The organism is Rhodococcus sp. SJ-3, from assembly GCF_051918125.1.
GTDB lineage: Bacteria > Actinomycetota > Actinomycetes > Mycobacteriales > Mycobacteriaceae > Rhodococcus.
The window spans coordinates 460,868-487,097 of the sequence record NZ_CM123306.1; the positions used below are offsets into that span (position 1 = coordinate 460,868).

A 26,230-nucleotide genomic window follows, 5' to 3' on the forward strand; every position below is an offset into this window, starting at 1 on the left:
TCCTCCATTATCCCGAACCGACCGACAGGCGGCTAATCCGTGCCGGTGACCGCCTCCGCGGAAGCGATCACGTCGCGGATCAACCGACCGAAACCGTCGGCGCCGAGTTGCGGCAGCATCCCCGGGACGAGCCCGTTGAGTACTACCGAGACCAGTGCTTCGGCGGTGAGTGCACCGCCCGTCGTCGAGGCCATCGTCTCGAGCCGCTGCGCGAACTCGCCGAACGTGACGTCGCGGTCGCCGTGGCCGAACGCGACGGTATCCGGTGCGGCCGCAGCCGCTCGAGCCGCCAGATCCGGCAGGTCGGCGACCGTCCGGGCCTTCCGCGGGCGGACGGCGCGTGCGCGTTCGTCGTCGCTGCGTAGATCGATGGAGCGCAGCACGACCTGCGGGTCGTCGGTCACGACGTCGAGAACGCGGCGGAACCGTTCGATGAACACCTCGATCGTGCTGCGGTCGAACAGCGCAGTCGCGTAGGTGAACGTCACGTCCATGTCGCCCAGGAGGCCGCCGTCGGTGAACCGTTCGACGACGGTGCACTGCAGATCGAACTTGGCCTGATCTGCACCGGTCTCGAGCGGCTGCACCGCGAGCCCCGGAAGCTCGAGGACACCGGTGTCGATGTTCTGGAAGGTGAGCATCACCTGGAACAGCGGAGTGTGCGCGCTGGTGCGACGCACCCCCAATGTGTCCACGAGCCGCTCGAATGGGACGTCGGCGTTGCCGAATGCCGCCAAGTCCTTTTCCTTCGCGTGCCCGAGCAGGCCGGCGAACGTCGAGCCGCCCGCGACGCGGGTGCGCAACACGAGGGTGTTGACGAACATGCCCACGAGGTCGTCGAGTGCCTCTTCCCCGCGGCCCGCGGTCGGGGTACCGACCGTGATGTCCTCGGATCCGGACAGCCGCGACATCAACACCGCGAAGGCCGCATGCATCACCATGAATACGGTGGCGCCCTGATCACGCGCCGTCTTCTCGACACGTTGCGCGAGCGCCTCCCCCACGGCGAACGTGATCGACTCGCCCTCGGTCGACTGACGCGCAGGCCGCGGGCGGTCGGTGGGCAGCGCGAGCACCTCGGGCGCACCGGAGAGTTCGCCGGTCCAGTACGCGAGCTGGCGCGCGAGTTCACTGTCCGGATCCGCGTCGTCGCCGAGTACCGACGACTGCCACAACGTGTAATCGGCGTACTGGACGTCCAGCGGAGCCCAGTCCGGCGTCGTTCCTTCCATACGCGCGAGGTACGCGACCATCACGTCGCGGATCAGCGGGCGCATCGAATAGCCGTCCGCGCTGATGTGGTGGGCGACGACAGCTAGCACGTGCTCGCCCTCATCGGCGATCCTGAACAGCGCGACCCGCACGGGCGGGGTCTGTGCGGTGACGTCGAAACCGGTGCCGAGCACCTCGGTGAGTCGTCCGACGAGATCACCGGCCGACACCGCGATCGGTTCGAGATCGGGCATCGCCTCCGCGACGGGGAGCACGACCTGGACCGGACCGTCCTCGGTGTCGGGGTACACCGTGCGCAACACCTCGTGCCGGGCGACGACGTCTGCGACCGCGGCACGGAGCACGTCCGTGTCGAGGGCGCCGGTGAGCCGCACCGCCACCGGGATGTTGTAGACACCCGACTCGGGGTCGACCCTGTTGAGGGTCCACATGCGCTGCTGTGCCAGCGACAGCGGGATCCGATCGGGCCTCGGCCCTGCGACGAGCGCGACCCGTGCCCCGCGCCCGACGGACGGCTGGATGTGCGCCGCGAGGGCCACGATCGTCGAGGCCTCGAACACGGTGCGCACCGCGACACGAGTGTCGAGGGCCACGCCGAGCCGAGCGGACAGCTGCGTCGCCAGCAGCGAGTTGCCGCCCAGTTCGAAGAAGTCGTCGTCCAGTCCCACTCGTTCGATACCGAGCAGTTCCGCCACGGTCGCTGCGACGATTTCCTCGACCGGTGTGGTCGGCGCCCGGAAGGTACCCGCTTCGAGGTCCGGTTCGGGCAGTGCGCCACGGTCGAGCTTGCCGTTGGTGTTGAGCGGCAGGGCATCGAGAACGACGAACACGGACGGCACCATGTACGACGGCAGGCGCGCCCCGAGCCGCACCCTGAGGTCGTCGACGTCGACATCCTCGTTCGACGGCACGACGTACGCGACGAGACGATCGCCGACGTGGGCGCCACTGCGCACGAGCACCGCGACGTCGCGCACTGCGTCGAGGTCGCGGAGAACTGCTTCGATCTCGCCCAGTTCGATGCGGTAGCCCCGGACCTTGACCTGGAAGTCTGCACGCTCGAGGTATTCGAGGTGGCCTTCGCGGTTCCAGCGCACGATATCGCCGGTGCGGTACATGCGGCCACGGCCGAACGGATCGGCGACGAACCGGTCCGCGGTGAGGTCGGCGCGGTCGTGATAGCCGCGTGCGAGCTGGATGCCCGCAAGGTACAGCTCACCGGCGACGCCCGGCGGGACCGGCCGTAGCCGGTCGTCGAGAACATACACGGCGGTGTTCCACTCGGGCACACCGATGGGCACCGATACGGTGTCGTCGTCGCGCACTTCGTGGACGGTGACGGAGACCGCGGCCTCGGTCGGACCGTACAGGTTGAACAGGGCCGCCTCGTTCGATGCGCGGAACTGCTGGGCGACGGGCGCCGGAAGCGCTTCACCGATGGCGAGCACCCGTCGCAACGACGGCGATACTTCGTCTTGTGCGACGGTCATGAGCATCGACAGCATCGACGGCACCGTGTGCAAGGTCGTCACACGCTGCGCGCGCAGCAGAGTCAGCAGATAGTCGGGGTCGCGGTGACCGTCCGCCGTCGCGACCACGAGACGCGCCCCCGAGGTGAGGGCGGACCAGAACTCCCACACCGACAGGTCGAACGTCGCGATGGTCTTGAGCAGCACCGCGTCGTCCGGCCCGAGATCGAACGCGGAACGCTTCCACTCGAGCTGGTTGACGATCGCAGCGTGCGGCACCGCGACGCCCTTCGGCCGTCCGGTCGAGCCGGACGTGAAGATCACGTAGGCGGTGTTGTGTGCCCGCAGCGGCGACGTGCGGTCGCGGTCGGTGATCGGCGCGTCGGAGTAGTCCGACAGATCGAGGTCGTCGAGCACCACCTGGGGCACCTCGGGATGCTCGATCCTGTCTGCCGCCGTGGTGACGACCGCTGCGGGAGCCGCGGTGCCGAGGATGTACGAGTTGCGTTCGGACGGCTGGTCCGGGTCGACAGGCACGTAGGCGGCGCCGGTCTTGGCGATCGCGTACATGCCGATGAGCAGCTCGGGTGAGCGGCGGGCGGCGAGCGCCACGCGGTCCTCCGGCCCGACTCCGAGACCGATCAGGTACCGGGCGAGACGATTGACGGCCGTATCGAATTCGGTGTACGTCCACTGTGCGCTCTCGTACACGAGTGCTACCGCGCCGCCGTCACGCCGGACCTGCTCGTCGAACAGGTCGACAAGCGTGCGCGAACCGTCGAGGTCGTGGTCGGTGTCGTTCCATGTGGTGAGCACGTCGTCGCGCTCGCCGGGGAGCAGCACCGCATGATCGCCGACGGGGGCGTCGGGTGCCTGCAGGACGGCACCGAGGAGCTGTTCGAACCGGGCGGCCACACCGCGAGCGGTGTCGTCGTCGAACAGATCTGTGGCGTATGTGAGGATCGCGTCGATGCCGGCGGGTGCGCCGTCGTCGTCATAGCGATCGGCGACGATCAGGTGCAGATCGAACTGGGCCGTTCCGCCCTCGAGATCGAGCGGAGCCACCGCGAGTCCGGGCAGTTGCAGCTCCGTTCCGGCCTGGTTCTGGAACGAGAAGCCCACCTGGAACAGCGGATGACGAGCCGTCGATCGCGCCGGGTTGAGCACCTCCACGAGTCGCTCGAACGGCACATCGGCGTGCGCGAACGCCTGCAGGTCCGTCTCGCGTGCCGCTGCGAGCAGATCGGTGAACGATGTACCCGCGTCGACCTCGAGCCGGAGCACGAGAGTGTTGACGAACATGCCGATGATGTCCTCGACGGCCTGCTCGTTGCGGCCCGCGATAGGGGTGCCCACCGCGATGTCCGAGGTTCCGGACAGTCGTGCGAGCAGCGCCGTGAACGCCGCGTGCACCGCCATGAACACGGTCGCATTGTGGCTGCGCGCCAGATCTCTGAGTCCGGCGTGCACATCGGCGCCGACAACGAACTCGATGCGGTCACCGCGGAAGGACTGCTGTGCAGGCCGAGGACGGTCGAGCGGCAGGCCCAGCTGATCGGGCAGATCGGCGAGCGCATCTCGCCAGTAGCCGAGCTGCTGCGCCGCAATCGATTCCGGGTCGTTCTCCGAGCCGAGTACCTCGCGCTGCCACAGAGCGTAATCGGCGTACTGCACCTGTAGCGGCGCCCACACTGGGTCAGTGCCGGAGGTGTGCGCCGCGTACGCAGTGACGAGGTCGCGCACGAGCGGAACCATCGACGAGCCGTCGGCACTGATGTGATGCACCACGACCGCGAGCACATGCTCGTCGTCGTCGACGCGCAGCAGTTGCATGAGCACCGGCACTTCGGAGGTCACGTCGAAGGTCGTCGCGGCGATCTGCCGCAGGCGTGTCTCGAGATTGCCCGCGTCGATGTCCACCGGGGTGAGGTCGACGTGCACCAGCGAGGCAGGAAGGATTTTCTGCGCCGGACCGTCGCCGGTCTCGGGGTACTCGGTGCGCAGCGACTCGTGTCGCGCCACCAGGTCGGTGACAGCGGACTGCAGTGCTGCGGCGTCGAGTTCCCCGGTCAACCTCAAGGCAAACGGAATGTTGTACGCCGTCGACTCCGGATCGAACCGGTTCAAGAACCACATCCGCTGCTGCGCGGGCGACAACGGCACCCGCACCGGACGCGGCCCCGCCACGAGCGGAACCCGCCCACCACGACCCGACTCCTGCTCCACCCGCGCCGCCAACGCCGACACCGTCGACGCCTCGAACAACGCACGCACCGGAACCTGCGCATCCAACGCCGCACCGAGCCGCGACACCACCTGCGTCGCGATCAGCGAGTTACCACCGAGAGCGAAGAAATCATCGTCCGTGCCCACCCGCTCGACACCGAGCACATCGGCGAACACACCCGCCACGATCTCCTCGATCGGAGTGGACGGCGCACGGAACTCACGCGTCTCGAACGCCGGCTCCGGCAGTGCCCGACGATCCAGCTTGCCGTTGACCGTCAACGGGATCGAATCGATCACCACGAACGCGGACGGCACCATGTATTCGGGCACCACCGCACCCACACCGTCGCGCAGCGCTTCCAGCTCGACCGAAACACCCTCGGCAGGAACCACATACGCAACGATCCGCGCAGCACCCGGCGCATCCTCACGCACGATCACCGCAGCCTGCGCCACCTGGGCCTGCGCCAACACCGCCGCCTCGACCTCACCGAGTTCGATACGGAAACCACGGATCTTGACCTGGTCGTCGGCACGCCCCAGATACTCGAGATCTCCCGAGACCACCCAGCGCGCCACATCACCGGTGCGATACAACAACGCACCGTCCGAAGAGAACGGATCGGCCACGAACCGCGTCGACGACAACTCGGACCGGCGCAGATAACCACGCGCGAGCTGACCACCACCGACGTACATCTCCCCCGCGACCCCCACCGGTACCGGCTGAAGACGCCTGTCCAACACATACACACGCAGACCCGCGATCGGCACGCCGACAACACTCGCAGATCCCACCTCGGCGAGCTCAGCACCGATCTCCCGGTACGACACATGCACCGTCGTCTCGGTGATGCCGTACATATTGACCAAACGCGGCGCAGTGCTGATCTCCGGTCGCTGCGCTCGCCCGGCATCCCCGTGTCGCTCGAACCACCCCGCCAAACGACGCGGCTCGAGTGCCTCACCACCGAAAATCACATACCGCAGCGCGAAATCCGCACTATCGGAGGCCACACGATCGGCCTCGGCAAGCTGATAGAACGCCGACGGCGTCTGGTTCAGCACCGTCACCCGCTCACGAACCAGCAACTCCCGGAACGCTTCCGGCGACCTCGACGTGAAGTAATCGACCACCACCAAGGTCCCGCCGTACAACAACGGACCCCACAGCTCCCACACTGAGAAGTCGAACGCATAGCTGTGGAACATCGTCCATACATCCGACGAACCGAACCCGTACACCGACTCCGTGTTGACCATCAACCGCACCGCGTTGCGATGCGGAATCAACACACCCTTCGGCCGGCCCGTCGAACCAGACGTGTAGATCACATACGCGAGGTTCGTCGAACCGAGCGTCGCTCGACGCTCCGCGTCGAGGATCGGCGCATCGTCCACCCCGGACAGATCGACCCGGTCGAGTTCGATGACCGGAACACCGCTCGGGAACGAAACATCCTCACCGGAATGCGTCACGACCGCGACAGGCCGCGCATCCGACACCAGGAACTCGATGCGCTCGGCGGGCGAGTTCGGGTCGACCGGCAGATAACCGCCACCGGCTTCGAGCACCGCAAGCAGCGCCACCACCAGATCGGCCGACCGCGGTAGCGTCACCGCCACCAACGACTCAGGCCCAACCCCGACGTCGATCAGATGCCGCGCCAGACGACGCACCCGCGAGCCGAGTTCGCGATAGGACACCGACTCGTCACCGAACCGCACCGCCACCGCATCACCACGTGCGGCGACCTGCGCCTCGAACATGTCCACCAGCGTCACATCCGCCGGCGCCACGTCATCGCCCAGCGAATTCCACCGCGACACGACGAGCTCGCGCTCGAAGTCATCGAGGATCCCGATGTCACCGACCACAACCGCCGGATCCTCCACGACCGCCCGCAGAATCCGCAGCAGCTGCTCCGCGAACGCGGCGACACGCAGGTCGTCGAACAGATCGGTGGCGTAGGTGATCGCGAAATCCATTCCACCTGCGCCGTTGTCGGCAGTGATCGATCCTGCACCGATCGCGTCGGCGAAGGTGAACTGCAAGTCGAATTTCGCCAAGGGGGCTTCGTACTCGAACGCGCTCGCGGTGATCCCATCGAGTTCGAAATCCACCGCGCCCGTGTTCTGGAACGTCAGGGCCACCTGGAACAGCGGATGCCGCGCCCGCGACCGTTCGGGATCGATGATCTCCACGAGCCGTTCGAACGGAACGTCGGCGTGCGCGAAAGCGTCGAGGTCGGTCTCGCGGACCTGGGCGAGCAGCTGCTCGAACGGCACGTCGTTCTCGAACGTGGTGCGCAGCACCAGGGTGTTGACGAACATGCCGACCAGGTCGTCGAGTGCTGCCTCGCCGCGGCCGGCGATCGGTGTGCCGATCGAGATGTCGTCGGTGTCCGACAGCCTCGACAACAGCACGCTCAGGGCCGCGTGAATCACCATGAACAACGAGGTGTTGTGCTCGCGCGCGAGCGTATGGAGGCGTGCATGCAGCGTGGGGTCGATCCGGAAACTGCTGGTCCGGCCCTCACCGGTCGCGGTCTCGGGCCGCAACCGGTCGGAGGGAAGATCCAGCTGATCCGGAATTCCGGCGAGCTGCGAGGTCCAGTACTCGATCTGCTCCGAGAGAACCGATTCGGGGTCGTCCTCGGAGCCGAGCACGTCGCGTTGCCACAGAGAGTAGTCGGGGTACTGAACTGTGAGCGGCGGCCAGGCGGGCGGCTCGCCGTGCGTCCGCGACGCGTAGGCCACCATGATGTCGCGCGCGAGCGGACGCAGCGAGAATCCGTCGGATGCGATGTGGTGCACCACGAGGAACAGCACGTGGTCGCGTGGGCCGAGTTCGAACAACACCACCCGCATCGGGACCTCGGCAGTGACGTCGAATCCCGTTGCGGTGAGTTGCTCGGCTCGCACGAGCAGCGACGCCTCGTCGACGCTCTCGGTGATCAGCTCCACAGCGTGCGAGGCAAGCACGGACTGGTGCCCGACACCGTCGACGTCCGGATAGATCGTGCGGAGCGATTCATGACGCTCGACGACGTCGCCGAGCGCGGCGGACAGCGCCTCCAAGTCGAGAGTGCCGGTAAGTCGGACACCGACCGGAATGTTGTTCACCGCAGAGGCGGTGTCGAACCGGTTGAGGAACCACATGCGCTGCTGAGCAGGAGACAGCGGAATCAGCTCGGGGCGGGAGCGGCGGACAAGCTCGGGCCGGGTTGCGGTTCCGTCGGCGTGCTCGGCGCGCAGCGCGAGCGCTTCGACGGTCGGGGCATCGAAGAGCGCGCGCACGGGTATCCGTGTGCCCAGCGCTTCACCGAGACGAGCGACCACCTGCGTCGCCACGAGCGAGTTACCGCCGAGCGCGAAGAAATCGTCGTCACGGCCCGCTCGGGGAATCCCGAGTACCTGCGCGAAGACTCCCGCGACGATCTCCTCCACAGGAGTGCGCGGTGGCATGAACTCGCGGACCTCGAAAGTCGGGGCGGGCAGCGCATTTCGATCGATCTTGCCACTGGCATTGAGCGGGAACGCGTCGAGGGCCACAATCGCCGACGGGACCATGTAGGACGGCAGCACCTGCGCGAGCTCGGTCTTCATGTCGAGTGGGTCGACGGTGGTCCCGGAGGTAGGCACCACATACGCTACGAGCTGCGGGCCGGCGCCGGGGTCATCGCGGACGATCGTTACGGCCTGCCGCACCCCGCTCACTCCGACGAGGGCGGACTCGACCTCGCCGAGCTCGATCCGGAGGCCGCGCAGCTTGACCTGTCGATCGGTACGTCCGAGATATTCGAGTTCGAGCGTCTCGATCGACGGAGAGCCGGGCTCCCCGGACGTAACCGGAACCCATTTGACGAGGTCGCCGGTCCGGTACATGCGCGCACCGACCGTCGAACGCGGATCTGCCACGAATCGCTCCGCGGTCAGATCCGCCCGGCCATGGTAGCCGCGGGCGAGCTGAACACCGGTGAGATAGAGCTCTCCCGCCACGCCGACCGGAACCGGACGCAGTCGCGAGTCGAGCACGAGCACATCTGTGTTCCACACTGGGCGACCGATCGGCACGACCCGCTCTTCGCCTGCCTCTGCGGTCCGAAATACGGTTTGCACCGTCGCTTCGGTCGGCCCGTAGACGTTGTGCACGGGCGCATCCCCGAGTTCCGCGAACCTGGCGGTGCTGTTGGCCGAAAGCGCCTCGCCGCCGCAGAACACATGGTTCAACGAGGCCGCCGCTGTCTGCTCGAGATATTCGAGGACCGCGTCGAAGACAGTGGGCACGAACTGCACCACGGTGGTGGCGGTATTGGCGATCTCCGCCGCCAGTCGAGCAGGATCACGGTGGAGATCCGGGGATCCCACGACGATGGAGGCACCGGTGTGCAGCGGAAGGAATATTTCCCAGACCGACGCATCGAAGGTCACGGGAGTCTTGAGCAGAACTGCGTCGGACTCCGTGAATGCGAACCGGTTCTGCATCCACAGCATCTGGTTGACGACCGAAGCGTGGGTCACGCCGACACCCTTGGGCCTGCCGGTGGATCCTGACGTGTACAGCACGTACGCGAGGTTCTCGGCGCGTAGGGGCGCGAGGCGGTCGGCGTCGGTCAGCGGCGTGTCGTCGAATCCGGAGAGGTCGAGTGCGTCGACATCGCACGTGGCAGCCGAGGTCTCGGCGCACACAGATGCCGCAGACCCAGCGGTGAGGAGCAGCGACGGCGCCGAGGACTCGAGAATGTACTCGATGCGTTCGGAGGGCTGGTCGGGATCGACCGGTACATACGCACCACCCGCGGCGATCACCGCGTGTATGGCGACAACCAGGTCGGCTGAACGGCTCAGCGCGACCCCCACACGGGTATCGGGACCGACGCCGCGGTCGACGAGGTAGCGAGCGAGCCGGTTGACGTCGCGCCCGAACTCCCGATATGTCCGCGGTGCGCCGAGTGCGTCGGTGCCCGGGATCAGCGCCTGAGCATCCGGAGTTCGTGCCACCTGCCGGTCGACCAGGTGGGGCAGCGTGACCGCGGAGTCGATGTCGTGTTCGGGTCCGTGGGATGCCGACTCGACCGCCGCGAGTTCGTTGCCGGTGAGCAGCGGAAGGTCGCCTACCGGCAATGCCGGTGTGCCCGTGACCGCCTCGAGCAACGAGAGGAAGCGCTCGCCCATGCCTGCGACGGTCGAGGCATCGAACAGATCTGTGGCATAGGAGAATTCGACCGAGTATCCGCCGTCCGAGCTGTTGTCGAGCGGGACGTCGAGAACGGTCACGACGAGATCGAACTTCGACATGCCGCTGTCCAGCGGAATGTTGGACACAGCCATGCCCGGTAGTTCGAGCGACACCTGGCCGACGTTCTGGAATGCGAGCATCACCTGGAACAACGGATTGTGGGCCTGGCTGCGGACGGGCGCGAGCACATCGACGAGCCGCTCGAACGGGATCTCGGCGTGCGCGAAAGCGCCCAGATCCGACTCACGCACGTGGGCGAGGAGTTCGCCGAAGGTTTCCGCCGGATCGACACGCGTGCGTAGTACGAGGGTGTTGACGAACATGCCGATCAGACCGTCGAGGGCCCGGTCACCGCGACCGGCCACCGGGGTACCGATCGTGATGTCGTCCGATGTTCCGAGTCGTGCAAGAAGTACTGCGAGCACAGCGTGGACCACCATGAATTCTGTGGTGCGCTGCTCGTGTGCCAACCTGTCGATCGCGGCTCGCAGATCGGCACCGATCTCGAATCGGTGCACCGCCCCTGCGTTGGTGGCCACCGCCGGGCGGGGACGGTCGGTGGGCAGTTCGAGGCTCGCGGGTACTCCGTCGAGCGCGTCGATCCAATACCGGATCTGCTGGGAGATCAGCGAGTCCTGATCGTCTTCGGACCCGAGGACCTCGCGTTGCCACAGCGTGTAGTCGGCGTACTGCACCTGCAGCGGTTCCCAAGCTGGATCGTCCCCGGTCGAGCGTGCCGCGTAGGCGATCATGATGTCTCGCGTGAGCGGAACCATCGAGAACCCGTCCGCGGCGATGTGGTGCAGGACCGCCACCAGCAGATGCTCCTCCGGTCCGAGCTCGAGCAGGCAGACAGCGAAGGGAACTTCATGCGCCACGTCGAACGCGATGCCTGCGAGCCTACGCAGCGCATCGGGGGCGTCGGCTTCGGTCGTGGGAACGGTCTCCAGCGCGATCGCGACGTCGCCCGGTGCGAGGATCTTCTGGTAGCCGTAACCGTCGACATCCGGGTAGATGGTGCGCAGCGATTCGTGCCGCGCCACGACGTCCCGCAACGCCTCCTCGAGCGCAGGGACATCGAGCTTGCCCGACAACCGCACCGCAACCGGGATGTTGTTCACCGAGGAGTCGGGGTCGAAACGGTTGAGGAACCACATCCGTTGCTGCGCCAGCGACAGGGGCACCCGGGCCGGGCGATCCTGCGCGATCAACGGGATCCGGTCCGCCTCGGCGGAACCGGACTCGGCGGCGACGGCCAGAGACTCGACGGTCGACGCCTCGAAGATCGTGCGCAGCGGCAGGCGATGACCGACAGCCTCACCGATCCGCGACACTACCTGCGTCGCAATCAGCGAGTTACCTCCGAGCGCGAAGAAGTCGTCGTCGAGTCCGACTCGATCGAGCCCGAGCACCTCTGCGATGACCGTGGCCACGATCTGCTCGACGGGTGTGCTCGGGGCCCGGAACTCCTTGACCTCGAAAACGGGCTCCGGCAGGGCTTTACGATCGAGCTTGCCTGCGGGGCTCAACGGCAGCCGGTCGAGCACAACATACGCGGTGGGCACCATGTACGCGGGCAGCCGAGTCGTCAGAGACCGCGAGATCGCCGCAGTATCGAGCGCAGCCTCGGTCCCACCGACGAGATATGCGACGAGTTGCTCACCCGAACGCGGATCCGATCGCACCAGGACCACAGCGTGGGTCACGTCCCCGGTTTCTACGAGGGCAGCTTCGATCTCACCCAGCTCAATCCGCAGTCCCCGCAGTTTCACCTGGAAATCGGTACGACCGATGTATTCGAGTTCCCCGGAACGACGGCCCCACTTGACGAGGTCACCGGTTCGGTACAGTCGCTCCCCCGCCACATACGGCGAGGCGACGAACCGTTCGGCAGTCAGATCCGGGCGCGTCACGTATCCCCGCGCCAACTGCACACCCGCCAGATACAGCTCGCCCGCAACCCCCACCGGGACAGGTCGGAGCCGACCGTCGAGGACATAGACAGCGGTGTTCCACACCGGCAGGCCGATCGGGACCGACACCGTGTCGGCCCGGGTGACCTCGTGATAGGTCACATCGACCGCCGCCTCGGTGGGCCCGTACAGGTTGTGCAAGCGCGCCTGGGGCAGGGCCGTGCGCAGACGAGTCGCGACGGCAGCCGACAGCGCCTCCCCCGAGGCGAATACAGCACGCAGCGTCGAGACGTTCTCGACACCGGATGCTGCTACGAACACCGCGAGCATCGACGGCACGAAATGCGCCACCGACACCGAAGTCTCGATCATCGTCCGCACGAGATAGTCCGGGTCGCGGTGACCGTCGGGGGCCGCGATCACGAGCCGTGCGCCCACCTGCAACGGCCAGAAGAATTCCCACACCGACACGTCGAATGTGAACGGCGTCTTCTGCAGAACGATGTCGTCGCCGCCGAGTCCGTACTGGTCCTGCATCCACAGAAGGCGGTTCACGATAGCGGCGTGCGAGATCGCGACGCCCTTCGGCCGGCCCGTCGACCCCGACGTGAACAACACATACGCCGCATTCGACGACCGCAACGGCGCCGAACGCTCTGCGTCCGTCACCCCCGCATCGGAGAACTCCGACACATCGAGCCCGTCGAGTTCGACCGAAAGCACACGATCGTCGGCAAACGCGTCACGCGAGGTCGTCAGCACGACCACCGGAGCAGCAGTATCGAGAATGTACCCGTTGCGATCGGCAGGCTGATCCGGATCCAACGGCACATACGCACCACCGGCCTTGACGATCGCATACATCCCGACCAGCAGATCCAACGATCTGCGCACAGCCAGACCCACCGTCGACTCGGGCCCCACACCCACCGAAATCAAATACCGCGCAACACGATTCACACGAGAATCGAACTCCGCGAACGTCAACGACCGACCCTCGAACTCGAGCGCCACCGCACCCGGAGTCCGGCGCACCTGCGCCTCGAACAGATCCACCAACGTCGACGACGACTCGACCTCGCACGCGGTGTCGTTCCACCGCTCCAACACCAGAGACCGTTCATCACCATCGAGCAGATCGATGTCACCGACCCGCGCTGTCGGATCCGCGACGACCGCTTCGAGCACTCGCACGAAACGGTCGGCGAATCCCCGCGCGGTAGCGGCATCGAACAGATCGGTCGCGTACGTGAACGCAGCTCCGAGTCCGTTGGGCGTACCGTCGCCGTCGAACGCCTCGGTCAAGGTCAGTTGCAGATCGAACTTCGCGACGGCCGAGTCGATGTCGACGACGTCGAGGGTCAGTCCCCGCAGGTCGATGCGCGACGCACGAAGGTTCTCGAACGACAGCATCACCTGGAACAACGGATGCCGCGCCGTCGATCGCTCCGGATTCAGTACCTCGACGAGACGCTCGAAGGGCACATCCGCGTGCCCGAACGCACCGAGCGCACTGTCGCGGGCCCGAGCAAGATGGTGGATGAACTCGTCGGCCGCGTCGACCTCGGTGCGCAGCACGAGGGTGTTGACGAACATGCCGATCAGGTCGTCGAGTGCCTGCTCACCACGGCCGGCCACGGGGGTACCGATCGCAATGTCGTCCTGCCCGGACAGACGCGACAGCATCACCGACAGGGCAGCGTGCACCACCATGAACAGCGACGCATTACGCGTGCGCGCGAGATCGACCAGACCTCGGTGCAATTCGGGATCGATCCGGAATTCCACCATCGCCCCGGCGTACGACTGCTGACTCGGCCGCGGCCGGTCCGCAGGAAGGTCGAGCTGGTCGGGGATTCCGGCCAAGGTGCGACGCCAGTAGTCGAGTTGACGCGAGATCAGCGACTGCTCATCATTCTCGGAGCCGAGGATCTCCCGCTGCCACAGCGTGTAGTCGGTGTACTGAACGGGCAACGGTGCCCACGACGGTTCTTCCCAGTCGGTCCGCGCCGTGTACGCAACCATGATGTCGCGCGCCATCGGACCGATCGACCAGCCGTCCGCAGAGATGTGGTGCACCACAACGACGAGGACATGCTCCGAGTCGCCGAGCTCGAAGAGCTCGGCCCGGATCGGGACATCGGAGGTCACGTCGAGACCCGTGGAGGCGAGGCGGCGAACAGCCTCGGGCAGTTCGCCGGCCGCGATCACGGTCGGGGTCAGGTCGGGAACGACTTCAGCGGCGGCACGAACGACCTGGTGCGGACCCTCGGGCGAGTCCGGGAAGACGGTACGCAGCGACTCGTGACGGTCGATGACATCCATGATCGACACCTGCAGGGCAGCGACGTCGAGTTCGCCGCGCAACCGCAGCGCCATCGGCAGGTTGTAGGTCGCCGATTGGGTGTCGAAGCGATTGAGGAACCACATGCGCTGTTGTGCGAGCGAGAGCGGGACCCGTTCGGGCCGAGGCATCTTCGCCAGCGCGATACGCGCACCGCGGCCGGCTTCCTGCTCGACCCGCACGGCGAGTGCAGCGACGGTGGTGGACTCGAACAGAGCTCGCACCGGAACCTGAGCGTCGAGCGCGACACCGAGTCGCGAGACCACCTGCGTCGCGAGTAAGGAGTTACCGCCGAGTTCGAAGAAGTCGTCGTCGAGCCCGACGACCTGCAGGCCGAGGACGTCGGCGAACACCGTTGCGACGGTCTCTTCGATCGGGGTGGTCGGCGCCCGGAACTCACGGTAGGTGATGACGAGTTCCGGTTCGGGCAGTGCCCGCCGGTCGAGCTTCCCGATCGGAGTGAGGGGAACCTCGTCGAGAACGATGATCTGGGCCGGAACCATGTAGGAGGGCAGCGAGAGACCCACGTGGCGTGTGAGGTCTGCAGTGTCGACACCGGTGGCGTCGATACCGGGAGCGGGATGCACATACGACACCAGAGCCGTTTGACCCGAGGGCATTTCGTGTCCAACGGTGGCCGCGAAGTCCACCAGGTCGTGGGTCAGCAATGCCGCATCGATCTCACCGAGTTCGATGCGGTAACCGCGGACCTTGACCTGGAAATCGGATCGGCCGGTGAAGACCAGCCGATCGTCATCGTTCCAGCGCACGATGTCGCCGGTGCGGTACATGCGGTCGCCGAGATCGCCGAACGGGTTCGCGACGAAACGGTCTGCCGTGAGCGACCCGCGACGATGATAGCCGCGAGCAAGCGCGTGCCCTGCGAGGTACAGCTCGCCCGACACTCCGGCAGGCACCGGCCGCAGACGTCGATCGAGTACGTAGGCGACCACTCCAGCAACAGGAGTGCCAACGGTAATCGGACCGTCGGCCGTCAGCTCGGCGCGGGTGGAGACGATTGTCGTCTCGGTCGGCCCGTACGCATTGAAGAAACGGCGACCCGGCGCCCAGCGGGCGACGAGATCCGCGGTGGAGGCGTCACCACCGACATTGAGGGTGCGGAGCGACTCCAGACCGGCCGGGTCGACCGATCCGAGTACCGCCGGGGTGATGACGGCGTGGGTGACCTTCGTGGCCTCGATGAGCGCGCGAAGCTCACCGCCGCCGTAGATCGTGGGCGGAGTGACGACGAGTTCGGCGCCTGTGGCTCCCGTGAGCGTCCAGTCGAGCACCGACGGGTCGAAGCTCGGCGAACAGATGTGGAGGATCCGCGAATCCGCGGTGACCTCGTAGAGCTCGACGGATTCACGGACGAGTCCGGACAGCCCGGTGTGGGTGACTGCGACGCCCTTCGGTCTACCCGTTGAACCCGAGGTGTAGATGACGTACGCGGTGTGGTCCGGACGGAGCGTGCGGATCCGGTCAGCGTCCCCGACGGGAGCACTGGAGAGGGTCGCGCATTCTGCGACGAACGCGTCGCTGCCGAGATCGATCCAGTCGACGACGGCGGGGAGCATGCCGATTCGCTCGGCCGTCGTCAGACCCGACAGAGCTCCCGAGTCGTCGAGCATGTGGGCGATACGCTCGGCCGGATGTTCGGGATCGACGGGCAGGTACGCTGCACCGGTCTTCGCCACCGACCAGACACCGAGAAGCATTTCCCAGGAGCGTGGAAAAGCCAGCGCCACAATTTCTTCCGGTCCGGCACCTCTCGCGATGAGGTAGCGTGCGATCCGATTCGACATGTCGTCGAGCTCGCGGTAGGTGATCGCCGTATCGCCGTCGCGCACCGCGATGCGGTCTGGATGGAGCCGGCCCCCTTCGACCAGGAGGTCGACGAGGGTGACGTGCTCGGTGACGACGGCGCCGTGGGTCGCGACCAGGCGGTCGACCTCACCGGGAGACAAGATCTCGAGGTCACCCACTGGGGTTGTGGGGTCGGTGACGACACCATCGAGAATGCGAACGAATCGTTCACCGAACGTGGCGACGGTGGCCTCGTCGAACAGGTCGGTGGCGAACTCGAAGACCGCTCCGAGCCCCGCCGGCCGCCCGGCGTCGTCGAGCCGCTCGGTGACCCAGAGCTGGATGTCGAATTTCGAGATGGGCATGTCGAGTTCGGTGCCCACAGCATGAACACCGGCGAACGACACGTCACGCGCGTGCGCCGGTTCGAGCGACAGCGCCGCCTGGAAGAGCGGGTGCCGAGCGGTGGATCGTGTGGGGTTGAGTACCTCGACGAGCCGCTCGAACGGAACATCGGCGTTCGAGAACGCGGTGAGGTCGGTTCCACGGACGTCGCCGAGGAACTCTTCGAACGAGGAACCGGGATCGATCCGGCTGCGCAACACGAGGGTGTTGACGAACATGCCGATCAGGTCGTCGAGTTCCTTCTCGCCACGACCCGCGACAGCGGTGCCGATCGCGATGTCACCGGACCCGCTCAGCCGGGAAAGCAGCACCGCGTAAGCGGCGTGCACGACCATGAACAGTGATGCGTGGTGAGTACGTGCGAGATCAACCAGGCGCCTGTGGGTTTCGGCGTCGATGTCGAATCGGTACTTGGATCCGCCGTAGCTTGCGACCGCGGGTCGCGGCCGATCGGACGGAAGATCGAGCTGATCGGGAAGCCCGTCGAGCTCCTCGATCCAGTAGGCAATCTGCTTTGCAGCAGCCGATTCCGAGTCGGATTCGATGCCGAGCGCGTCACGTTGCCATATCGCATAGTCGGCGTACTGGATCGGCAGCGGCGCCCACTGCGGCGCGTGCCCCTCCGCGCGCGCCGAGTAGGCGGTGACGACGTCACGAGCGAACGGACCGAACGACGATCCGTCGGACGCGATGTGGTGCAACACCATCGCGAGGACGTAGGTCGCCGACCGGTCACGGCTGTCGGGAGCGATCCGGTACAGGGCCACCCGGAAAGGAACATCGGTCGTGACGTCGAAACCACGGCCTGCCATCTCGAGGACGGCAACCTGGAGTCCCGCTTCGTCGACCTCCAATGGTTCGAGGACCGAGGTGACCTGATCGGCAGGCAGGATCACCTGGCGGGGTTCACCGTCGACCTCGGGGTAGACGGTCCGCAGCGTCTCGTGCCGATGCACTACGTCAGCGAAACCATCGGACAGCGCGCGTGGGTCCACATCACCGGTGAGGCGAACTGTGAACGGCAGGTTGTATGCCGCGGTCGTGGTATCGAACCGGTTGATGAACCAGATGCGCTGCTGCGCGGTCGAAAGAGGCAGGACCTCGGGCCGTGGCCGCGCCACCAACGCACGCCGTGCACCCGATCCGATCTGCTTCGCGACCCGGGTGGCGAGACCCACCACGGTCGATGCTTCGAACAGTGCGCGCACCGGAATCCGAGTGTCAAGCGCGGCACCGATGCGAGAGACGACCTGGGTGGCAACGAGAGAGTTTCCGCCGAGTTCGAAGAAGTCGTCGTCGAGACCCACCCGCTCGACACCGAGGACCTCGCCGAACGCAGCGGACACCGCCCGTTCCGCAGGGGTCCGGGGTTCGCGGAAGGTACGGGTACTGCTGAAGACCGGCTGCGGCAGCGCTTTACGATCGAGCTTGCCGCTGGTGTTGAGCGGCAGTTCCTCTAGCACCATCAGCGACGCCGGAACCATGTACGACGGCAACGCGCGCTCTGCGTGATCTGCGAGGTCGGCGACCTCGATCGTCGCTGCCGGGGTGGGCACCACATACCCGACGAGCTGATCCCCGGTGGGCGTCTGCACCACGAGCACGACGGCTTGCGAGACGTCGTCGTGCGAGAGCAGAACCGCTTCGATCTCACCGAGTTCGATGCGCTGACCGCGGAACTTCACCTGGAAGTCGGTGCGCCCGATGTAGTCGAGGAGGCCGTGGTCGCCCTCGGGCGACACCCAGCGCACCAGGTCGCCGGTTCGGTACATCCGGTCGCCCGGCGCACCGAAGGGATCGGCAAGGAACCGATCGGAGGTCAGGTCCGGCCGGTCGAGGTACCCGCGGGCGAGCTGAACTCCGGTGAGATAGAGCTCTCCCGGACGCCCCACCGGGACGGGACGGAGGCGCCGGTCGAGGACGTAGGCACGGCTGTTCCACTGCGGAATACCGATCGGGACACTGTGCACGTCGCCCGGTCCGGCGCGGTGATAGGTGATCGACACCGCGGCTTCCGTTGGCCCGTAGAGGTTGTGCAGGTCTGCAGAGCACAACCCGGCGAAGTCGGCAGCCGTCTCCGAGGGCAGCGCCTCGCCGATCACGAAGACATGGCGCAGCGTGTCGCAACTGCCTTCGGGGGCATTGGCCACGAACACGGTGAGCATCGAGGGCACGAAGTCGGTGAGCGTCACCCGGTGCTCGGCGATCTTGTTCGCGACGTAGACGGGGTCGCGGTGCCCCTCAGGGGTGGCGATCACGAGAGTCGCGCCCACTCGCAACGGCATGAAGAAGCCCCACAATGACACGTCGAACGTGGTTGCGGTCTTCTGCAGGTAGACGTCAGTGGAGACCACGTCGTACTGGTCGTTCATCCACTGGATCTGGTTGTCGATCGCAGCATGACCGACTGCGACGCCCTTGGGGCGGCCCGTGGATCCGGACGTGAAGATCACGTACGCGGTGGTGTCGGGCCGCACGGGTCCGAGACGTTCCGAATCGGTGAGCGGACCACCGTCGCGCGAACGATGGTCGAACGTGTCGATCTCGACTATCGGCGCTGTGTCGGGGAGCCCGGCGCGGTCGCGCGAGGTGGTGAGCACTGCCACCGGTTTCGCGGTATCGAGAATGTACTCGGTGCGGTCGGAGGGGTGGTCGGGGTCGAGTGGTACCCACGCGCCGCCCGCTTCGAGGATGGCGTACATGCCGACCAGGAGCTCGAGAGACCGGCGAACAGAGAGACCGACGAGCGATTCCGGGCCGACGCCACGGTCGATGAGCTCGCGGGCAAGTGAGTTTGCCCGCTGCGCGAACTCGCCGTAGGTCAGCGACTCACTCTCGTAGACCAGTGCGGTCGCGTCGGGAGTTGCGGCAGCCCGGTCCCGGAACTCGGCGAGCAGTGTGCGCTGTTGGGTCGCGTGATCGGTGCGGTTCCAATCGACCACGACACGGTCGAGTTCGGCGCTTGCGGCGAGCGGGATGTCCCAGACGAGCCGATCGGCGTCGGACGCGACGAAGCGGTCGAAGAACTCGACGAATCGCGCATGGTTGGCACGTGCCTGTTCGGCCGCGTAGAGGTTGGGATTGGACTCGAAGTCGATGTGAACGCGGTTGCCGTCGCTCTTGTAGACGTTGACTCCGAGGTCTTCGATGAGACCGGTCGACAGGATATTGATGTGCCCGACCATGTCGCCGAGGCGAATCTCGTTCTCGAACAGCATGATGTTGACCCACGGACCGAAGAACGTGGACTGCGCCCCGGCCGAATTGTCACGATCGCGGACGATGTCCTCGTGCCGGTAGCGCTGGTGCCTCAAGGCTCCGGACACTGCGGCACCCGAGGCGGCGATCAGGTCGTGGACGGTGGTGTCGTCGGTGACATCCAGGCGCAGCGGAACGACGTTCGAGACCATGCTGCCGGACCGGCGCAGCACCGCGGTCGTCCTCGCGGCGACAGGCAGACTCAGCACGACATCGGTACGACCCGTCATCTGCGCGACGTACGCCGCGAACGCAGCCACGACGGCCGTCGCGAGACTCGCCCCCTCACGCTCGGCGAGTACGTCGACGTGGTGTTCGGTGTCGTCGGTCAGCGCGGCGCTGTCGATGCGGCTGACGGGGGCCGGCGCTGCCGCGCGGTCGGCCAGACTCGACGGTTCGTCGATACCCTCGATCTGTCCCGCCCAGTACTCGCGATCGTCGGCGAACCGTTTCGAGTCGCGGTAGTCCATCTCGACGTCGTAGACCTTGCGCAGGTCCGACGCGCGGTTCGGGCTGGCCTCGATCCCTTCCACGGCCGCGGTGTACAACTCCGCGATCCGGGTCATGAAGGTCGCGGCAGCGAACCCGTCGAGTGCGAGATGGTGGACGCGGTTGTACCAGAAGTAACGGGTCTCGCCGATGCGGAGCACCGTTGCGGATATGAGCCGATCACGGAGTACGTCGACGGGCCGACTGCGGTCCTCGCGCATCCACGTGAGCGCAGCCGAACGAGGATCTTCTTCGCCCCGCAGATCCACGTATCCGAGCGGGGCGTCCAATGCAGGATCGACGAGCTGATAGGGATGCGCGTCCACCTCGATGAAGCGGAGGAACCCCGACCCGGTTTCGAGGGCGGCACGGGCACTGGATTCGCGAAGTACGTCGAGATCCAGATCCCCATCGAGTTCGACATACTGGGCGATATTGGCTGGCACCGTCGGGTCGACGTGCTGGGCGAACCACATGCCCAGCTGTGCCGGCGAGAGGGGAAACGCACCGGGCGGCACCGCTGCCGCACTCGTCCTCTTCGTTTCCGCGCCGCCGATACCCAGCGAGTCCAAACCCCAACCTTCCTCTCACCGTCGGACGACGACCGACCTGCGCACCGACCTGCGGAGCACATCACCGTACCCCGCGTATATCTGCAGATCAGGTGAGGATCGTTACGGCGAGCCCGGCAGCGGGATGCCCCACTGGCCCGACGACGCAGCCCACAAACCCTACCGATCGGCAACAACCGTTCGAGACAGGTTACTCGCTGGTCATCTCAGGCGCCCTTCGCATACACACCGGCCCAATCTACAGGGTTCGGACCAGCACACGAGCGGTCGCAGGCAGGACACGGCGCCGTCGCCTGGACGATGAGAGGAGGATCACCACACGACCGCGATGATCACGTTGAGGATGCCGAGTCCACCTGCCACGTGGGCGAGCGCAGCAGTGGAACCGGGGTCGCGCTTCTCCTTCTTCAGGCCGACGACCGCGACGGCGAGGATCACCAACGCGATCACGAGCTTGATCCCGATCTTCATGTGGTTCACCTCGACCGTGTCCTGCGCTTCACGCAAGCCCACGAGGGCGATCCCCGTCACCACCTGAAGGATCGCGCCGTGCAGCATGCCCATCACGACACGCGGCTCCTTGATGACCGCGAGCCACGAGCCGATGATTCCGGCGAGGCCGATGAAATGCAGGATCAGAAGGATCTTGATGGCGACGTCCATGGCCGCAATCCGAACATTTCAGGCGCTACCTGTCCAGTAAGGCAGCACTCACGACGTGGTGTACTTCACCCCTGATCGCGGTACCACTCGAGGAGTTCCGGAACGTCGATCGCTGTTCGCTCGACGGTCGCCGCGGCGTCGGCTCCCTGCAGGATCCGCTTGATCGGAACCTCGAGTTTCTTACCGGTTCGGGTATGTGGGACGCCCGGTGCGGCAAGGATCTCGTCCGGTACATGCCGGGGCGAGACCCGAATCCGAAGTTCATTGCGGATCCGCTCGCGAAGAGCCTCGTCGAGGGTCACCCCGTCGGCGAGGACGACGAACAGGGGCATCCAGTATTCGCCGTAAGGTCGCTCGACTCCCAGCGCGAGCGCCTCGACGATCTCCGGCAAGGCTTCGACCACCTGATAGATGTCGGCTGTACCGATCCGGACCCCGTGCCGATTCAGCGTCGCATCGGAGCGCCCGTGCATCCGAACAGAGCCGCGCTCGGTGATGGAGATCCAGTCTCCGTGCCGCCACACACCCGGGTACACGGAGAAGTACGCCTCGCGGAGCCGGGTGCCATCAGGATCGTTCCAGAATCGAACCGGCATCGACGGCATCGGCGCGGTGATCACGAGCTCGCCCACCTCGCCGCGCACCGGACGACCCGCGGCGTCGAATGCATCGACGGCGACGCCGAGGCACGGCACCGACAGCTCCCCCGGCCACACCGGCACGGTCCGGACCGATCCGATGAACGCCGACACCACGTCGGTGCCGCCGGTGATGGACATGACCTGGACCCGCTCACCTGCGTTCTCGCCCAGCCACAGCGAGGATGTGGGCGGCAACGTCGAGCCGGTGATACCGACCCCGCGGAGAGCGGAGAGGTCGTGTTCTCGACGCGGGACGATGCCCGCTTTGATGCACGCGAGGACGTAGCCGGGGCTCGTCCCGAAGACTGTGACGTGTTCGTCGGCCGTGATCCGCCACAGCCGGTCGACGTCCGGGTAGGAGGGGGCGCCGTCGTAACAGACGATCGTGGCGCCGACCAGCAGTCCCGCCGCGAGGAAGTTCCACATCATCCAGCTCGGGCTCGTGTACCAGAAGAATGTGTCGCGGTGGCCGATGTCGAGGTGCAGCGACAGCGCCTTGAGGTGCTCGAGCAACACTCCCCCGTGCCCGTGCACGATGCCCTTGGGCAGACCCGTGGTACCGGACGAGAACACCGTCCACAGCGGGTGGTCGAACGGCACCGGGACGGGCTCGAGTTCATGTTCGCCTGCGGTTGCCTCTTCCCAGGTGAGAATGCCCGGATCGAGCAGGGTGTCACCGGAGGTCTCGCTGCGGGCGACGAGCACCGTCATCTCGAGGCCGGGCATGTGTTCACGCAACCAGACGATCTCGGCGATCCGATCGTGTCGGCGACCGTTGTACCGGTAGCCGTCCGCGGTGACGAGGACCTTCGGTTCGAGCTGGCCGAGCCGATCGAGCGCGGCGGGGGCGGCGTAGTCCTGCCCGCAGGCGGACCACACGGCACCGATTCCTGCGGTGGCGAGCAGTGCAATGATCGCCTCGGGAATATTGGGCAGGTAGCCGACGACCCGGTCTCCTGTTGTGACCCCGTACTCACGGAGTGTGGCTGCGAGGGCTGCGGTCTCCCGGTGCAATTGTGCCCAGCTCGTCTCTCGACGCTGTCCGTCCTCGTCGATGTGGACGATCGCCGGGCGATCCTCACGAGCGTTGCGGAAGACGTGCGCGGCGTAGTTCAGCCGGGCCCCCGGAAACCACACTGCTCCGGGCATCGTGGCATCGGCGAGTGCAGGTCCGGGGTAGGTGCCGCCGCGGATTTCGAACCAGTCCCACACGGCCTGCCAGAACTCGCAGGAGTGCTCGATCGACCATTGCCAGAGTGTGTCGTAGTCCGGCAGCTGCACAGCGTGTCGTTGTTCGACGAAGCGGCCGAATGCCGTCACCCTGGCTTCCGCGAAGTCCACCTCGGTGGGCACCCACTGTTGCCGGACCATCACCGTCACCTCCGTTCCGGCTCGACCTCGGTACGGTCCGCTCGGTAATCGTTGGCGCGCGCCTCCACTGATCGGTGAAGGATCTGTTCGGCGTGACGCAGCACGGGCGCGTCCACCATCTGTCCCTCGAACCGGAATGCGCCTCGCGACTCGGGCACCGCCGCGAGGACTCCGCGAGCCCACTCGACCGACTCACTGCTCGGCGCGTATGCGGCGCGGATGACGCCCACCTGATCGGGGTGGATCGCGACCTTCGCATCGAAACCGACGGCGGCCGCATCGAGTGTCTCGCTGCGGAGTCCGGCATGGTCCCCGAGGTCGGGACAGGCAGCGTCCAGCGCCCAGCGGCCATACGCTTTCGCCGCAAGCAGAACCGAGGACCTGACATGCTTTGCGACGTCGCGGTAGGTGCCGTCCGCGTGCCGGATACCCTGCCCGCCGAGCGCAACAGCAAGCGCCTCCGCACCCCACATGACACCGATGGTGCCCATCGCCAGTGCGATCTCGGCGACCGCGAGCGCGCCGCGTGGCGAATCGACGAGCGCGATCACCTCGAGCGGGGCAAGTGCCGTTACCTGCTCCGGTGATTCGCATCGCGCGAGCATCACCCGGGTGTACGGGGTGTCGGCAAGGGCCCGCAGGTCGCGGCGATGCTCGTCGGTGCCGGATGGGCCGACGCGGACGACCGTGCGCGCCGGATCGAGCGACCGGTCGAGAAGGGACCGGCGAGCGTAGTCCTTGTCGGCCGGTGCGACCGAGTCGCCGAGATCCAGGACTACGACATCTGCGGTCGCGGCGGCCTTGCCGTAGCGCTCCGGGCGATCTGCGGGGCAGAACAACCATGCGGGTCCCGGGATCATGCTCATGTCGTCGCCTTCCTGTGCGTCCATTGTGCCGGTGGGGCACGGTGCGATGGTGCGGTTCTGCTCACCTCCCGTGGCCCGGTGCGCGGCATGTCCTCGAAGACGACGATGGCCCCGACCCGGACTTCTCCGGCGGGGCCATCGGCTCGATGCCGTCAAGCGTTGTAGATCAACTCCTCGCCCTGGTCATCGATGTGTAGATCAGGGTAAGGACCACTGCGGCCGCGATACTGATAATCCAGCGGATCCAGTCGATACCACCTGTGTCCTCGTTACCTTCCGACGAGATCGCGCCCCAGACCCAGTAACCGATGAGGGCGCCGACGATGCCGATGATGACCGTGATGATCATGCCCATCGACTGCTTGCCCGGGATCACGAGCCGGGCCAGCACACCGATGACCGCACCGAAAATTATGGTGCCGACGATTTCCCAGAACATCGCGCGCTCCTCTCGTAGATGATCTTGCCGCGACGAACTGTCTTCCAGTGTGTGCGTCCACGTAGTGACTACGGGGCGAATTCGGAAGATCGACTACCGAAAGTTGCGGGGACGGGACCTGATCACGAGGCGTGGATGATCACACCTCGAAGGTTCTTGCCGTCCCGCAGATCCTGGTATCCCTGATTGACCTCGTCGAGTGTGTACCGGGTGGTGACCAGCTCGTCGAGTTTCAGTTGTCCCGCGTCGTAGAGGCGCAGCAGCCGCACGATGTCGTATTGCGGGTTGGCCGAACCGAACAGCGAGCCCTTGATGGTCTTCTGGAACAACGTCAGGTCGGTGCCGGACACGTGCACGGTGAGTTTCTCGGGATCGGCCAGGCCGGTGATCACCACCGTGCCACCCTTGCCGATGACCGCGGTTGCCGCCGACACGACTTCCTCGTCGACGGTGCCCACCAGGATCAGCGCGGCATCGGCACCCTGTCCCCAACTCAACTCGTTGACCTTCTCCGCGGCCTCCGCTGCGGTGGAGAAAGCATGCGTTGCTCCGAACTTCAGGGCAGCGTCGCGCTTCATCTCGACGGGGTCGACCACCACGACGTACTTCGCTCCGGCGTGGACCGCGCCTTGGACGGCATTGATCCCGAGGCCTCCGATGCCGTAGATGACGACGATGTCGCCGGCACGCACATCACCGGCGTACACCGCGGTGCCCCATCCTGACGGTACACCGCAGCCGACGAGGACAGCGGTCTCCAGGGGCAGCCAGTCGTCGACCTTGACCACCGAGTGCTGCGAGATCGTGGCCCGCTCGGAGAACGTGCCCAGCATGCACATGGCTCCGAAATCAGTGCTGCCCGAATGGAATCGGAAGGATCCGTCGGGCATCGATCCTTCGAGGATGGTCGCGCCCATGTCGCACAGGTTCTGACGGCCCGTCGAACAGTATCGGCACGTTCCGCAGTTGGGAATGAAGCTGCACACCACGTGGTCTCCGGGCTTGACCTTGGTGACTCCGGGACCGACCTCCTCGATGATGCCGGATCCTTCGTGGCCCCCGACGATCGGATAGCGCGGTGGGAGGTCTCCGTCGGTCAGATGCAGATCGGAGTGGCACAGGCCCGCAGCGGTGTACTTGATCAGGACCTCTCCTGGGCCGGGTCCGTCGAGTTCGAGCTCCATCAGTTCGAACGGCTTGCCCGCTTCGAGCAGTACTGCGGCTTTGGTCTTCATCTCGTCCTCCGTTGTCTCGCTGTTGTTTCAGCACGTGTGGGATTCGGGGCGCCTT

At 66.1% G+C, this 26,230-nt stretch carries 6 protein-coding genes; all 6 read right to left on the bottom strand.

Annotation, left to right across the window (positions count from 1 at the left end):
• Positions 1–32: 32 nt before the first annotated feature.
• Entirely contained in the window at positions 33–20,960 is a 20,928-nt protein-coding gene (locus tag ACTDXD_RS02005) for a non-ribosomal peptide synthase/polyketide synthase (RefSeq protein WP_440125546.1), read from the bottom strand.
• Between the two features lie 312 nt (positions 20,961–21,272).
• On the bottom strand, positions 21,273–21,623 hold the full coding sequence (locus tag ACTDXD_RS02010) for a hypothetical protein (protein WP_440125547.1): 351 nt from the start codon (positions 21,621–21,623) through the stop codon (positions 21,273–21,275).
• Positions 21,624–21,688: 65 nt separating this feature from the next.
• Positions 21,689–23,635 carry an acetoacetate--CoA ligase gene (locus ACTDXD_RS02015; protein ID WP_440125549.1) on the bottom strand — a complete coding sequence of 649 codons (1,947 nt, stop codon included), beginning with the start codon at positions 23,633–23,635 and terminating at the stop codon, positions 21,689–21,691.
• A 5-nt stretch (positions 23,636–23,640) separates the two neighbouring features.
• Positions 23,641–24,501, bottom strand: a complete 861-nt coding sequence (locus ACTDXD_RS02020) for an HpcH/HpaI aldolase/citrate lyase family protein (protein WP_440125551.1) — start codon at positions 24,499–24,501, stop codon at positions 23,641–23,643.
• 166 nt (positions 24,502–24,667) lie between these two features.
• Entirely contained in the window at positions 24,668–24,940 is a 273-nt protein-coding gene (locus ACTDXD_RS02025) for a GlsB/YeaQ/YmgE family stress response membrane protein (RefSeq protein ID WP_440125553.1), read from the bottom strand.
• A 122-nt stretch (positions 24,941–25,062) separates the two neighbouring features.
• Positions 25,063–26,175: an NDMA-dependent alcohol dehydrogenase gene (locus ACTDXD_RS02030; RefSeq protein WP_440125555.1), complete on the bottom strand. Its 1,113-nt coding sequence runs from the start codon at positions 26,173–26,175 to the stop codon at positions 25,063–25,065.
• Positions 26,176–26,230 lie beyond the last annotated feature (55 nt).

What these genes read in the sequence shown, in the direction of transcription:
- ACTDXD_RS02025 (WP_440125553.1), bottom strand. Translation starts at nt 24,940, where the DNA reads ATGTTCTGGGAAATCGTCGGCACCATAATTTTCGGTGCGGTCATCGGT.
- ACTDXD_RS02015 (WP_440125549.1), bottom strand. Translation starts at nt 23,635, where the DNA reads ATGGTCCGGCAACAGTGGGTGCCCACCGAGGTGGACTTCGCGGAAGCC.
- ACTDXD_RS02010 (WP_440125547.1), bottom strand. Translation starts at nt 21,623, where the DNA reads ATGGACGTCGCCATCAAGATCCTTCTGATCCTGCATTTCATCGGCCTC.
- ACTDXD_RS02030 (WP_440125555.1), bottom strand. Translation starts at nt 26,175, where the DNA reads ATGAAGACCAAAGCCGCAGTACTGCTCGAAGCGGGCAAGCCGTTCGAA.
- ACTDXD_RS02020 (WP_440125551.1), bottom strand. Translation starts at nt 24,501, where the DNA reads ATGAGCATGATCCCGGGACCCGCATGGTTGTTCTGCCCCGCAGATCGC.